12 protein-coding genes are annotated in these 15,038 nt (G+C 36.0%); 5 read left to right on the forward strand and 7 right to left on the reverse strand.

The window, feature by feature from the left end:
- The 5 genes from menA to CCAND38_RS03620 all read right to left on the reverse strand — a co-directional run.
- Nucleotides 1-445: 1,4-dihydroxy-2-naphthoate octaprenyltransferase (menA, locus tag CCAND38_RS03600; protein WP_042343916.1), on the reverse strand; the 445-nt coding region annotated here is incomplete at its 3' end.
- Nucleotides 446-494: 49 nt separating this feature from the next.
- Nucleotides 495-1,649, reverse strand: coding sequence for a cytochrome-c peroxidase (locus CCAND38_RS03605; RefSeq protein ID WP_042343917.1), 1,155 nt, complete (start codon nt 1,647-1,649; stop codon nt 495-497).
- Nucleotides 1,650-1,804: 155 nt separating this feature from the next.
- A complete protein-coding gene (locus tag CCAND38_RS03610; RefSeq protein ID WP_042343918.1) occupies nt 1,805-3,355 on the reverse strand; it encodes a DUF6850 family outer membrane beta-barrel protein in 1,551 nt (516 codons plus the stop codon).
- A 128-nt stretch (nt 3,356-3,483) separates the two neighbouring features.
- Nucleotides 3,484-4,824: a DUF4876 domain-containing protein gene (locus tag CCAND38_RS03615; RefSeq protein WP_042343938.1), complete on the reverse strand. Its 1,341-nt coding sequence runs from the start codon at nt 4,822-4,824 to the stop codon at nt 3,484-3,486.
- 25 nt (nt 4,825-4,849) lie between these two features.
- On the reverse strand, nt 4,850-7,483 hold the full coding sequence (locus CCAND38_RS03620; protein WP_197066323.1) for a TonB-dependent receptor: 2,634 nt from the start codon (nt 7,481-7,483) through the stop codon (nt 4,850-4,852).
- 273 nt (nt 7,484-7,756) lie between these two features.
- On the opposite strand from CCAND38_RS03620, the gene accD reads away from it, so the two are divergent.
- The 5 genes from accD to nrdG all read left to right on the forward strand — a co-directional run bounded on the left by accD (nt 7,757) and on the right by nrdG (nt 13,655).
- Nucleotides 7,757-8,611 (forward strand): acetyl-CoA carboxylase, carboxyltransferase subunit beta, encoded by an 855-nt coding sequence (accD, locus tag CCAND38_RS03625; RefSeq protein ID WP_042343920.1) that lies wholly within the window; start codon nt 7,757-7,759, stop codon nt 8,609-8,611.
- Between the two features lie 54 nt (nt 8,612-8,665).
- Nucleotides 8,666-9,700 carry a diphosphomevalonate decarboxylase gene (locus CCAND38_RS03630; RefSeq protein WP_042343921.1) on the forward strand — a complete coding sequence of 345 codons (1,035 nt, stop codon included), beginning with the start codon at nt 8,666-8,668 and terminating at the stop codon, nt 9,698-9,700.
- A 136-nt stretch (nt 9,701-9,836) separates the two neighbouring features.
- Nucleotides 9,837-10,787 (forward strand): mevalonate kinase family protein, encoded by a 951-nt coding sequence (locus CCAND38_RS03635; protein ID WP_042007810.1) that lies wholly within the window; start codon nt 9,837-9,839, stop codon nt 10,785-10,787.
- A 623-nt stretch (nt 10,788-11,410) separates the two neighbouring features.
- A complete protein-coding gene (nrdD, locus tag CCAND38_RS03640) occupies nt 11,411-13,201 on the forward strand; it encodes an anaerobic ribonucleoside-triphosphate reductase (protein ID WP_042343922.1) in 1,791 nt (596 codons plus the stop codon).
- Nucleotides 13,182-13,655 (forward strand): anaerobic ribonucleoside-triphosphate reductase activating protein, encoded by a 474-nt coding sequence (gene nrdG / locus CCAND38_RS03645; protein WP_042343923.1) that lies wholly within the window; start codon nt 13,182-13,184, stop codon nt 13,653-13,655. Before nrdD ends, nrdG begins: the two co-directional genes overlap by 20 nt.
- Before the next feature lie 135 nt (nt 13,656-13,790).
- Here nrdG and CCAND38_RS03650 read toward each other — a convergent pair whose 3' ends face one another.
- Together CCAND38_RS03650 and CCAND38_RS03655 are read right to left on the reverse strand one after the other, a co-directional pair.
- The gene (locus tag CCAND38_RS03650) at nt 13,791-14,504 is read right to left on the reverse strand and encodes a tRNA1(Val) (adenine(37)-N6)-methyltransferase (protein WP_042343924.1); all 714 of its coding nucleotides are present in this window, start codon (nt 14,502-14,504) and stop codon (nt 13,791-13,793) included.
- Nucleotides 14,505-14,525: 21 nt separating this feature from the next.
- On the reverse strand, nt 14,526-14,957 hold the full coding sequence (locus CCAND38_RS03655; protein WP_042343925.1) for an RrF2 family transcriptional regulator: 432 nt from the start codon (nt 14,955-14,957) through the stop codon (nt 14,526-14,528).
- Nucleotides 14,958-15,038 lie beyond the last annotated feature (81 nt).

Below are 15,038 nucleotides of genomic sequence, written 5' to 3' on the forward strand. Positions count from 1 at the left end.
AACCTCGATACCCATAGGCTGATTTTCCTACCGTATACTTAATGGCTGCCACAACACAAGAAACCCCTAACACAAAGAAAATCAACATATAAACCCAGTTTTCTTTTCCAAAAGCCACATAAATCAAAGCCATTGCAACAAGCATTGACAACAACGCCGTAATGATGATTAGCCTTTCCATTTGACTTTGGGATATTTTCCCGCTCTGTAGCGCTCGTTGTGGCCCTACACGATTGACATTATCAGTTCCTTTGACTCCATCTCCGTAATCATTAGCGAAATTAGAAAGTATCTGAAAGAGAATCGTAGTGAGAAGTGCCAACAAAAAAATATTCCATTGGAAGTACCCTACACGAAAAGCCAACGCACTACCCATAATAATCCCTGAAACAGAGAGCGGTAACGTTCGCAAACGAGCAGCTTTTAAAATCGTTTTTAGTTCCATCATAATGTAATAGGCCACAAAAGTAGGAATTATCAGACGAATAAAAAAATCACTTAGGTAATTCAGGCGCTCGTTCACGCGTAGGAGACGATGATAAAGTATGCAGAAAAGCGATCAAGGCTTTTTGTTCTTCTTTGGTTAAACTTAACGGTTTAAGTAGCTCGTCTGTGGTCGGGAAAAGAAGATCGTTCTTTTGTTTTTCGGTGGGTTTAGGGCGTGGCATACCCGCATTATACATTTGTACAATTCCTTCCAAATGAGGCATTAGTCCGTTATGCATATAAGGTGCTGTGTACGTAATCTCACGCAACGAAGGTGTTTTAAACCTACCTACATCTTCTTTTTGTTGTGTAATGTTATAACGACCCAAATCTTCAAAAACACGTCCGTAGTAAGATAGTCCTACATTGTGAAACTGCTGATTTGAGAAAAGCGGTGTGTTATGACAATTGATACAACGAGCCTTCGTACGGAACAAATGCAACCCCACAACTTCTTGGTCAGAAAAAATCTTTTTCTCACCGGCTATAAATTGATCAAATTTAGTTCGCCTACTCACAATAGTTCTTTCATAAGTAGCTATCGCTTTTTGAATACGGTCAATGGTAATTCGATCATCACCAAAGGCTTCTTTGAACAATTGTTTATATCCTTTTACCTTGCGAATGTTCTTCACAGAAATTGCTTCGGAGGAGTGCATTTCCACAGGATCTTTGATAGGCATTAAAGCCTGTTCTTCAAGCGAAGAAGCTCGTCCGTCCCAAAAGAAAACTTTATGATAACCTATATTAAGTAAAGTCATTGAGTTACGGGTTCCTGCTTGGCGATCATGCCCAAAAGAAACCGTCCGACCATCTCCCCAACCTAATTGAGAATCATGGCATGAAGCACAAGCTATCTGCTTGGAACGCGATAGACGAGGGTCAAAAAAAAGTTTCTTACCCAACTCTTTTTTGGCATCAGAATAAGGATTATCAACGGGAAATTCCATGGGTGGGAGCGAACCTATATCTTGAAAACTTGCTACTAAAGAGCTATCTAAAACAGGAGCTTCCCAACGTTTGGGGTTTCCTGAGCTATATTCATCTCGCAACTTATCAATATATGCTTGATCTTCAAATATGGACGCTACCATCTGCTCACGAAAAGCAAAAAATAGCAGTGCTACACTGAAACAAACCGTGGGAAACAAAAACCTTTTCATTAATTCTGCGTATTTTAGATATACTTATTTTAAACTTTTATTTTATGCACAGCCAATGCTAATTATCTGCATGTAGAGCCACATTACAGATCTTTTTACATTTTCTCAGTACGATAAATATTATACGAAAATGAGCTACAAAGATACTACTTTTTTTAGTAATGTAATGTCAAGTTTAAGGACAAATGGTAGCGATTTTCCTTTTGTTTCATAAAAGTGGTTTTATATATGGTTGAAACGCCAAGCAGAATAAAACGACGATCGTCCAATGTTTTTTTAAAGTCTGTGCCGAAGTGAATTTCATATCGGTTTTTGTCAAAATAATTGAAGTCAGGATACACCACTTCGTCGTAAAACAATCGGATATGTTTACCAGCATAATCCGTATCAGCTATATTTTTATAATGACCTATGTTATTATTTTCTAATTTGTTCTGTAACTTTTGATGGTATACAAATTTTATTCTTGGCAATACAGAGAGTTTTTTTAACGCATATTCTTTTCGGAAGTAAGGAGCAAAACGAAGGTGTGCATGTTCAGCAATGGTTTCTGCTAGTACATCCTTTTGGTAAGAAGAGACATATCCTATAGAAGCCCCCATGTCATAGTGTATCAAGTTATTTTTAACACTCAACAAGGATACGTTCAGTTCCATTTTTTTTAAATTGGACTGATAATTTTTTCCTTGTTGCGAACCTAAGAAATTAAACCCATTAACGTTTGACATCTCTGTATTTAAATGTATTTTTTTTCCTCTAAAAAGATTTCGTAGATACCCTACTGATCCTGAAATCGTATTGAGTGTGTATTGACCTAATAAGTCTTCGGATTCATTTACTATTTCGTTAGAATTCTGATATGTTGCATTAAATTGATATTTATGCACTCCGTAGGCATACAGAAGATAATTTTCAGTTTTATAATGGTAGCCTAACCATGTACTTTTGTGATTGTGAATGCGTTTGGTTGTTTTGTGTTTAGCATTTTGAGATGTTCCATAGCCTATTTGCCAACGTAAATATTTTTGATACGCGGCTGGTGTGTTTAAGAGCTCTTCGGAATAGGTTACTGTATTTTGTGTTTTGCCATGTCCGTAGCTACCTCCAAAAGCTATCTTGTGATTTTCTCCCAATTTAATCCCTGATGAAAGGTTGATTATTAAGTTGTTATGCAAAACACTTGGGCGAGGATCATACTCGGTACGAAATCGCTGTACTAAATCATAATCTGCCGAAACAGCCAAATCCCATTTTTGTCCAACAAGTGGCAGTAAAACACCTCCTAACAAATCATATCGTTGATTGTTCCATTCCGAACCTCTACTCACTGCAAAATAATGAGGATCAGTCATTTGACCTTCAGGTAGTACATCTGTATAGGACAAATTCCATTTTTTGTTTTTCTCATACAAACGTTCTATTTTTGTATCACCCCAAAAAGTAAATTTATTGTGCCTATAGAGTCCTTTAGTGATTAATCCAAAGGCTATTTCTTCGCTATTTTGCTGTCCTAAACGCAACTCCCCTTTGTTTTGATCATAAAACAATGACGATTTAGTAAAATTCTCCATCGGAATTTCAGAAAAAAACACCGGTAAATGTGCATATTGTTCATATATTTTGGAGAAAAATACAGATTCTGGTCTTTGTTGTCCTTTAACAATTTGCACAGAAAAGAGCATAAGGAGAAAAATTCGTTTTATCATCACGATATATATATTTATTTATGAAAATAACATGGAAAATCATGTAAACAGCTACAGAGTCAAAGGCTATTCGCTACAAATAAAAGTAGAGACGTAAGTCCATACTTACGCCTCCACAAAATAAAAACTTATTGTATAGCACTCACATCAGGAGTTTCGTCAGGATTGAAATCATTCATAGAGTTGTTCGTGTCTCGGTAGACTTTTCTTCCGTTCGGAAGTGTTATTTTTATTTTACGAATTGCTGACTTAGAAGAATAACGACCTCTTCCTTTGATATGTCCCGCATCAATTACATCGGGTACACGATGAGGGACAGCTTTTGCATCTTCATAGTGTTGTAAATTTACGCCATCAATTATGATGTTTACTGGTATTTGTTTATGGCGATGTGTGTCATCTTTAATGTTATTATTTGGATTTACGGTTGGTAGCGGAGCTGAACTCCAAGCATTGATTTGAGCTTGTGTAGCTCGAAAAATGGCAAAACCATCACGTCCAAGTGGATCGAAAATCATATCTCCACGTCCTGTAGAGTGGTATGCCAAAACCATATTGGGTACGTTTGGGTTTTCAACGTCTGTGGCTAATGGCTTTTGTACATGAGGAGTATAATATGCCTCGAAATGAGCCTTACTTAAGTCCACTGTAAGCTCAGGTGTTGTAACTTCATAGGTAACCTGTTTGCCATTAGCGGTTGTTACGGTGAGTGGATTTTTATGGTTTATCGCATTTTGGGCTACAATCACAGATTTTCCTGCTTCAAGTGGATATTCCTTTCCTGAACCAGGGAACATCAAAATTTCGTCGGAGTAGACATAATCCGTATTAGCTGCCGCTCCTTGTGTAATCCCATGAGCTACAGACCAGTTATACTGTCCATTCGGTAAATATTCATCTTTACCTTGATTAGACGATGAAACGCTATTCACTCCTGTTATCCGAGCAAAGCATAAACCATCCAAATAAATGGTTTCGTTTGAATTGTTATAAATCTCGAAAAATTGATCACGATAATTTGCAGCCGTTTTGATGTGACTTGCTTGATAGTAAATTTGCTTGATTACCAAATTACCCACACGCCCCGATACAGTTGCTATAATTGTAGGAACGTTATTGTCAAGTTTAATCTCCTTGTTAGTCTCACTTCCATTAAAAGAAGCTTCTATATTTTGCCCTGAGATGGCTTCCATTTCCTTTGCAGTCAAGGTTTTTGAAGCTTGAATACTATACGTTCCTGCAGGTACAACAGCTATTACTTTTCCATTAGCATCCGTTTTAAAATTGTACTTTTCGGATGTTTGTTGGTTAACCAATAAAACCGTAGCCTCTGCTATAGGAGCGTCTCCATAGTCAACCCCATAAGTAACTGTTATGGAATGCTCTACCTTCTGAACGAAATTCTCATCGTCCTTCTTACATGACCATAAAGCGGTCACTACTACTAAGAGTGTAAAAATTCTCTTCATTGAAATAAAATTTAAATTAAAAATGTTAAAAACTATATTTTGCTGTAGCTCCAAATGAAATTGTTGCATTCTCGACATTCACATTTTGATTCACAATTACTCTTGGTCTGTAATTAAAAAAATTCACTACATAGACCGAAAAACTAAGCCTGTTAACCATCTCTTTTGTTATCCTAAGATGGAAATTGTGATAAGCAGGCGTTTTTTGAGCAACAGATCTTGAATCAATTGCACGTACTAACCCTTTGTATTTTGCATCGGTACGTTCTGCTTCCGAAATAGGAATAATTTGAGCCTGGGAATTTACATAAGCAAACGGATAAAGGTTATAAAACTTTCCATATTGGTTTGAAAAAGTAAACTGCTCTGCCGTAAAAGAAATCAACAATCCCAAATAGGACAAATGATAGGAAGCCGTTAATCGCAACGAAAGTTTATCCTGACGGTCACTATCTGTTTTATAAAGTCCATACAAATATTCTGTCTCTAAATTGTTACTATTTTTTTCAAAAACATGTCCCTCTCTATTATTTTCGGTATAAACATATGTCCCTGCCAGTGAAAAACTGGTGTTAATGGCATGAATTTTATGAAAATTCGCTACTAACTCCACTCCTGAATCACGATGCCAACCTGAATTAACGGTCACAGAATTATTCATCAAACGTTTTCTATATCCAGTAATGGTGTAAGTTGGCATTTTAGCAGGGTCACTATTTTGAATTAAAGTTACCACTGGTATTGCGTAATCTTTGTAGTTTGTTGCAGAATAAAACACATCATACGAATGATTATGAAATGTGGATAAAGCTATTTTACCCAAATCAGTGTGAAAATCTGCACCTACTTCGTATTTCCAACTTTTCGAAGGTTTCAAAGGTACTCGCTCACGTTCTTCTACAAAAGTTTGAACAAGATTAAAAGCGTAATCACCTGTACGTGAATCTATTACTAAAAAATCATTGTAGATAGGCCCTGGAAACATATTAGCTAAGGACGGAGCTTTCGTAGCAAGTCCTATACCTCCACGAACCTTCACATCCTTCGAAAATTCATATGACAAATTCACACGCGGACTCAATGATGAATACCCATTTTGATTTTCATAACGAAATCCTACATTAGCATAAAGCATTCGTTTATTAGCAAATTGGTACGATATATTATCCTGCACATAGGCAGAGAGTTGCTTACTTGCGATGACATATCTATCAAAATTAATTGCACGAACTCCTGATTGCTGTGGTAATGAATTCCCCTTCAACAAAACTTGAGTATGAGCACTTTGCGTGTCATAAATTTTTCCTTCACCAAAATTGTCGCTATAATTGAAACTACTACCAGCCGAAACAATATGATTCCATGACCCTACGCGGTAATGCTTTTCAGCCGAAATTTGCATATTAGCATTAAAAGGTTCTCCTTTAGTGTGCATCACTCCTAAATACTGTGGAGGCGTATAAACCCCTGTATGCAAACTCGTTTCAGTTGCTGTGGGGACTACCAAACCTCCATTATTTAACCACGAAGAATTATAATCTTCAGTGTAGGAATATGAAAATCCACCTTGTAACGACAATCGGTCGATCCATATTCGATTCAATTGCCATCGCGAACGGTTACTTAAAGTGATGGCATAATCTTTCTTTTCATTTTTTGCTTGAAAATTAACCTCATTTTCCTTGTCCTTTCTAACTTCATCTAAATTAGTTCGCAAGGTCATTGACAGCGAGTTATGAAAAAAATCATCACGCTCTGTAGTCCATATAGCACTCCCTGTCAATCTGTTAAAACCATTTAAATTATTGACCGGTTGGTTATTCGAGTTTAAGTAATCCAGTGAAAGACTTAGTTTGCCTATCTTGGGGGATAACTGAAAGCCTTTTCCTACCGAAATGGATTGCCCTCCTCCCTGTAATTTAGCATCTATCAAAAACGGATGAATACCTGCTTTACGCTCAATAATAACCAAGCCCGTAGTGGCATTTCCATATTTAGCATCAGCAATTCCTGTAATAACTTCAATTTTTTCGATATTTGACGTGGGTATCGTTCTCAAATCCAACCCAGAATTAACATTTGATGAATAACTCGTAGTAGCTATTGTCCCTTTATAAGTTTGCATATTTTCATCATTAGAAAGAGGCATATCATCTAATATATAACCCACCCCGAAAGCATTGTTACCACTGTTAATTGCCGTTCGCATATTCAACACCTTCGGTGAAGTAAAATTAGAGGCAACTATCCTTTGCCCTGGAAGCTGCTGCAGTACATCAGCTAACGAAAAAGATTGGAATTGACTAATCGCGTATTTGTTGAGTACAATTTTCGAATTTGCCACCCCTTTTTCAGGGATACTTGCCGTTACTACCACATCATCCAACCGTAAGGTTTTATCCTTCAGAACAATTCGTATCGAAGAAGAAGGTGAAGAACCTACCAATGACTCCTCTTCTTTCCCTAGCATCTTGAATCTTAATAAATATTCTTGATGAAAAGTAATCGAAAACTTACCTTCTTTATTTGAAGTTGTCCAACGTCCTGATTTTTCATCAACAATGACTACTCCATGTAAAGGCTCATCATGAGTATCAACCACAACCCCAGCAACTTGTTGTGAAAAAACCTGTATGGAAACAAATAGTAATATGTACAAAAACAAAAACTTCATTATTGAACTCTAAATTCGGGGCAAAAGTATTATTTTTATTTACTCTAAACAAACTTAAACATTTTATTTAAAAACAAAAACTCAAAAACAAAAATAAACAACTACATATCAACTAATTAGTAAACACCTTATTTCATACCATAAAAACCAAAATCTAATCTAATCACAAAACAATAAAGAAAACATATCAACTTTCAAATGTATTTCTTTTTATTTTTCACTTTTTTTTATACTTTTGTCGGATAAATACAGAGGATTATGTCTTGGTTTAAAAGAACAGCAAAAGGAATACAAACCTCTACTGAGGAAAAAAAAGATACACCAAAAGGCTTATGGTACAAGTCTCCGAGCGGAAAAATCGTTGAAACTGAAGAACTTGCAACTAATTATTTCGTAAGTCCTGAGGATGAGTACCACGTACGTATCGGAAGTAAGGAATATTTCCAGATTCTTTTCGATAATAATGAATTCAAAGAATTAGATGCCAACCTATCTTCAAAAGACCCACTGGAATTCGTCGACACGAAATCCTATGCCACCCGCCTAAAAGAGGCTGAACAAAAAACAGGTTTAAAAGACGCTGTACGCACGGCTGTAGGAAATTCCAAAGGAGAGAAATTGGTGGTTGCGTGTATGGATTTTGCCTTTATTGGTGGTTCAATGGGAAGCGTAGTAGGTGAAAAAATTTCTCGTGCTATTGATTATGCCATCAGAAAGAAACTTCCTTTCCTAATGATTTCAAAATCAGGAGGTGCCAGAATGATGGAAGCTGCTCTTTCACTAATGCAGATGGCGAAAACTTCGGTGAAATTAGCTCAGTTAGACGAGGCTAGATTGCCCTACATATCGCTTTGTACCGACCCTACGACAGGGGGGACAACGGCTTCATATGCTATGCTTGGTGACATCAACATCGCTGAGCCTGGTGCTTTGATTGGATTCGCAGGGCCACGCGTGGTAAAAGACACCACAGGTCAAGACCTCCCTGAAGGATTCCAAACCGCCGAATTTGTTTTAGAACACGGATTCTTAGACTTTATTGTAAATCGGAAAAATCTGAAAAACAAAGTAAATCTATACATCGATTTGGTGATGAATCGCCCGCTTCGATAAAAAAACATAACACAACGAGCGATTTTATCAGTCGCTCGTTTTTTTTGCAAAGATATGAAATACCAAACACAGAAAGGAACAGTTTCGGCAAAGGCTCCAAGCAACATTGCCTTAGTCAAATATTGGGGAAAACGCAAAAATCAACTCCCTGCAAACCCGTCGATTAGCTTAACGTTAAACAATAGTTATACAGAAACAACCATTCATTTTGAACAGCTAACCACTCCAACGGATGACTTTCAGTTTGAATTTTTCTTTGAGGACAAGCCTAAACCTACTTTTCACCCTAAAATCACTACGTTTCTTAAACGAATTTATGAATATATGCCTTTTTTAAAGGATTTCCATTTAGAAATTCATTCGAGAAATTCGTTTCCTCATAGTAGTGGCATCGCTTCATCAGCAAGTAGTATGGCAGCTCTTTCGTTATGTTTGATGCAAATGGAAAAATTGCTATACCCTCATTTGGCAGAAGATGAAACCTACTGGCAAAAGGCCTCCGTATTAGCACGTTTAGGCTCTGGAAGTGCTTGTAGAAGCATACAAGGGAAAATCGTAGTATGGGGAAAACATACTGAAATACAGGGAAGTTCGGACAAATACGGGGTTGTGTACCCATATAAAATTCACGAAATTTTCAATAATTTTCAAGACACTATACTATTGATTGATAAAGGACAAAAACAAGTAAGTAGCTCTCTTGGTCATGACTTGATGCACGATCATCCGTTCGCAGAACGACGCTTTGAACAAGCTCACGAGAACATCAGCAAGTTAATCCCTATTTTTGAAAATGGTGATTTGGACAAATTTATAGAAATCACAGAAAGTGAAGCTCTTACCCTACACGCTATGATGATGACCAGCACTCCTTACTTCATACTAATGAAACCTAATACGTTAGAAGTAATTCAACGCATATGGCGATTCCGAGAAGAGACGAAAACTCCTGTTTGTTTTACACTTGATGCTGGTGCAAACGTACATGTTTTGTATCCAAATTATTGTAAGAATGAAGTGATACAATTTATTCAAAAAGAATTAGTTGTGTATTGTGAAAATAAGCAGTATATTTGCGACCACAATTAAGTCAATGAATAATTAACAAATAGCAACGAAGTAATTACAAATTAGATTAATTTGCACCTTTAAATTCGTAATTAGCTTTGAACCCTAGGACAGCAATTTGAAATTGTTCGTTGTCAATTAAAAAATCATTAATTTAATGAAAAGACCTCTTTTTTACTCGAAAATATTGCTCTTTGGCGAGTATGGAATCATAAAAGATTCCAAAGGATTGGCTATACCGTATAATTTTTATAACGGAGCCTTGAAAACATTCGATGAGGCTGACCCTAACAAACTTGAAGAGGCAAGAAAATCAAACCGAGCGTTAGCTGATTTTTCGGTATATCTGGAACAACTTTCGACCGAAAACCCTGAAATTGTTACTTTTGACATCGCTCAACTGAAAAGCGATATCGCCGAGGGAATGTACTTCGACAGTAGCATCCCACAAGGATATGGCGTGGGAAGTAGTGGTGCGTTGGTAGCTGCTATTTATCATCAATATGCTCATGACAAAATCACTGTTTTAGAGAATTTGACTCGTGAAAAACTTTTGAAACTAAAGACTATTTTCGGTAAAATGGAATCCTTTTTCCACGGCACCTCGTCTGGATTAGATCCTTTGAACAGCTACCTTAGTTTACCGATTTTAATTAAATCAAAAGATCATATTGAACCGACGGGAATTCCTTCTCAAGCAATTAACGGCAAAGGGGCTGTCTTTTTGTTGGATAGTGGAGTTGTAGGAGAAACCGCTCCTATGGTGCGTATTTTCATGGAAAAAATGAAAAATGAAGGCTTTCAAAGTATGCTCAAAACGGAATTTATTGAATACACAAACGCCTGTATCGATGATTTTCTGAAAGGAAACATCAAATCACTATTTAGCAATGTCAAAAAACTTTCAAAAGTGGTGTTAAACAATTTCAAACCGATGATTCCTGCTGAATTTCACACTCTTTGGAAACAAGGTATCGACACTGGAGATTATTTCTTAAAACTTTGTGGATCAGGAGGAGGGGGTTATATGTTAGGTTTTACCGAAGATTTGGAAAAAGCTAAAAAGACCCTCGCTGGACACAAAATAGAGGTGGTCTATCAGTTTTAATAGTAACTATCGGAATTCAATTGTAGCTAGATTTAAAGCATATTCTCTTCTCAGTAAGAAGCTACTTTTGAAAAATTATTAATTTACTGCACATCAGATAAACATATTTTAATATTCATTATCAACAAACCCCGAAAATCGGCAAAAAAGCTGAAAATCGGGGTTTCTACTAAATTGAATGTTTTTTAAGTATCCACACCGCTAAAATACTTCAGATATTGGAAAAACTACTAAAAAAGTTTAAAACACAAGACTTAATCATTTTACAAAAAACATCTAAAAAGTAAAAATCCAACAGTTTTTTATCTGAACTGCTTGGATTTTTTTGTGTCTAAATTTTAGGTAAAATGAACATTTTACAAGTATGCCTATTTATCAAATGTTGATAAGTTTGTGCATAAATATTCTAGATTTTAAGATTTATATATCTTTTATTTGCATAGCTTCGTAGTGTGATAATTAAAAATATCATAAATCTATTAATCAAGTAGTTATAGATTTTTTTTGTTATCACAAAACTCAATCGTTTTTTTTCTGAAAATTTCAGAAATTGAAACACTTCCACTAACTATATTTTGCATCGACTTAACCTTTGAATAATCTCATCTGTAAAACGATTTATTATGTCAAAATTCACAAAATTAACGCCCGAACAACTAAAAACGAAATGTAATTTTATTGAGAATTACCTAACATCGCAAAATGCAGCGAGTGGTTCTTTGTTTGATTCTAATGCTAATGTTTCTAACAAAAACATAGCCACGATGGAAGCTGAACTGAATAAAGACATTAATATTCAGGTGAATAGAATGTTGGTTTCACGCAAAATTGCTCAGCTTTTTGGTCAGGATTTAGCCGATGAATACATCAGGCAAATTGAAGAACACGAAATTTACGTACACGACGAAACTAGTCTGAAACCTTATTGTGTGAGCGTTTCGATGTATCCTCTCTTGCTTGACGGACTGTTGAAACTTGGTGGCGAATCCAAAGCTCCGAAGCATTTAGCGAGTTTTTGTGGCTCGTTTGTAAATTTCTTATTTTCAGTATCTTCTCAATTTGCAGGAGCCGTAGCAACCGTTGAATTTTTGATGTATTTTGACTATTTCGCTCGAAAAGACTACGGGAATGATTACCTAAAAACGCATACAAAAATAGTAGAAAACGAAATGCAACACGTGGTGTATGCTATCAATCAACCTGCGGCGGCACGTGGTTATCAATCCGTTTTTTGGAATATTTCTTTGTACGACAAACCTTATTTCGATTCGATGTTCGGGAATTTTGTTTTCCCCGACGGAAGCAAACCAATTTATGAATCGTTGGATAAAATCCAAAAATATTTTATGAAATGGTTTAATAATGAACGAAAAAAAGCCATTCTGACTTTCCCTGTGGCTACGGCGGCGATGCTAACCAAGGACAAAAGAGTTTACGATGAAAATTTTGCCAACTTCTGTGCCGAAGAACTTAGCGAAGGAAACGCATTTTTCATTTATCAGTCCGATAATGCCGATTCACTGGCGAGTTGTTGCCGTTTGCGAAATGAAATTTCGGACAATACGTTCAGTTATTCGCTGGGTGCGGGAGGCGTTTCCACTGGAAGTATCAATGTGATTACCATTAATATGAACCGATTGTATCAAAAAGGGCTTTCTTTGGAAAAAATGATTGATGATATTCATAAATATCAGGTTGCGTATCGTGCTATTATTCAGGATTATAAAGATGCTAAAATGCTTCCCGTGTACGATGCCGGATTTATTTCGCTTGACAAACAATTTCTTACCATAGGAATCAATGGAATGGTAGAAGCAGCAGAGTTCTTAGGATTAAAAATATCTGATAATGAGGAATATAAATCATTTGTCAATAAAAATTTAAAGCTGATTTACGAAAAGAACAAAGAAGCCAAAGCAAAATACGGCTATATGTTTAATACAGAGTTTGTTCCTGCTGAAAATTTGGGCGTGAAAAATGCCAATTGGGATAAATCTGATGGGCTTTTTGTTCCGAGAGATTGCTACAATTCATATTTTTATGTGGTTGAAGATGAGTCTGTTAATATCATAGATAAATTCTTTATGCACGGACACGAATATATCCAATTTTTAGACGGAGGCTCGGCATATCACTGCAATTTGGAAGAATATCCAACCCAAGAGGGATTTTTGAAACTACTCAATATAGCTGCGAAAACGGGTTGTAATTATTTCTGTTTCAATGTAAAAGTAACTTATTGTAATAGTTGTGGTTATATCAATAAACACACCACTGACCATTGTGTAAAATGCCATTCCGCTGATATTGATTACGCTACTCGCATCATCGGTTATTTGAAAAAAATAAGTAATTTCTCGAAAGACAGACAAAAGGAAGCCCAAAAAAGATATTATGGCAATACTGCGATATAGCGAGTATGATATTGTTTTACAGGAAGTTCCTAATGAAATTTCGCTTTGTTTCACGATAACAGGTTGTCCGTTGGCTTGTGAGGGTTGCCACTCTGAGCATATCTGGAATCCTAATTTTGGACAGCCTTTAACGCTTAGTTTGTTAGAAAAACTCATCGAAAAATATAAGGGAGCTATCAGTTGTGTGCTTTTTATGGGAGGAGAATGGAATATTGATCAGCTGCTGAAATTTATTACGATTGCAAAAGAAAATAATTTAAAAACAGCACTTTACACGGGGTTAAACATCAAGCAGGTAGCTCGAAAATATCCACAATTATTGGAACGTTTGGATTACATCAAAACAGGCAAGTGGATTCCCTCATTAGGCGGACTTGATAGCAAAACCACAAACCAACATCTGTTAGAAATCAAAACGGGAAAAATATTAAACCATTTCTTTTGGAAGGAATGATTATTAGGAAAAATATGAAATAACTTTTTAGATATATTACAGTTGAAACCACATAAGAATATTAGGAGAATTCAACTTGCTAGTTGTAAATAAAAAAGGGGGCTATAACTATAAACACGGTTACTTCGGAAAGTTCTACATTTTCAAATAAAAATCCTTTGTAAGAGAAATATACGCTTCCGTGTACTGACCTCGACCTTTTTCAATTACCAAGAAATCAGAGGTATACTCCCCCTTGTTTTTGATAAAAGCAATCAAGCTACGTTTCAATTCGCTCTGTTCATTACCTTTGACACGAGTGATTTTCTGAGGAAATAATCCCTTACTTTGAGCTAAACTTATAAATCTTTCTTCTTCCTGAAATGGAATAATGACTGAAAAAACACCTTCATCGCTAAGTAATTGCACTACTCCATCCATAAGAGTCTCGAAAGGCAATGAGTCTTCAAAACGAGCTTTGTTCCTTGCCAACGAATTGGTTTTATAATTTTCAGTATAGAACGGCGGATTTGAAATAATTAGGTCATATGGCTCTTCTCCTTGCATTTCTTCAGCAAATTCTTGAAAGGAAGCAAAATAACAAAAAAGCCTGTCACTCCATGGACTATTTTCAAAATTTTCAGTACATTCAATGAATGAACTTTCATCAATTTCAACAGCATCGATGGTCATTGCCTCGGAACGCTGTGCCAACATCAAGGACAAAACTCCTGTCCCTGCACCAATGTCTAATATACGATGTGGAAAATGATCAACAGACACCCATGCCCCTAAAAGTACATTATCTGTACCTATTTTCATGGCACTTTGGGATTGCGAAACTGAAAATTGTTTGAACTTGAAAATCATTTGAATAATGAGTCACGACAATTAAACAAACAAAAACGCCTCCTTATTGATTACTTTTTGAGAAAAGTAATCAATTGAGTTTTCCATTAATTCTGTGATAAGTCCTTTTTTGAAAGGTTGCATCGCATAGTGGATAGGACAAGGAAATTCTTCGGAACAAGCCTTAAGCCCCATAAAACAGTTTGAAAAATTTTCAACATCATCCAAATTTTCAATAATTGTGATCAAAGGAGCTTGTTTTTCATGATCTGCCAACCAAAATCCTCCTTTTGGCCCTTTAGTGGAGCTAATAACTTTCTTTTTAGCCAAAGTTTGCAAGATTTTAGCCAAAAAAGGCGATGGTATATTTAATTTTTTGGAGATTTCCTTAGTTCCTATCTTATTACTCTCTGAGCCATTAATCGCCAAATAAATAACAGCATTAATGGCATACTTACTAGGGTTGGAAAGCATATTTCTTTATCATCTAGATTAGCGGACAAAGGTACTACTTTTTATTTGATTTGTAATTATTTTTCGTATTTTTGTCCAATA

Origin of the sequence: Capnocytophaga canis (genome assembly GCF_000827555.1) — a bacterium.
Classification (GTDB): domain Bacteria; phylum Bacteroidota; class Bacteroidia; order Flavobacteriales; family Flavobacteriaceae; genus Capnocytophaga; species Capnocytophaga canis.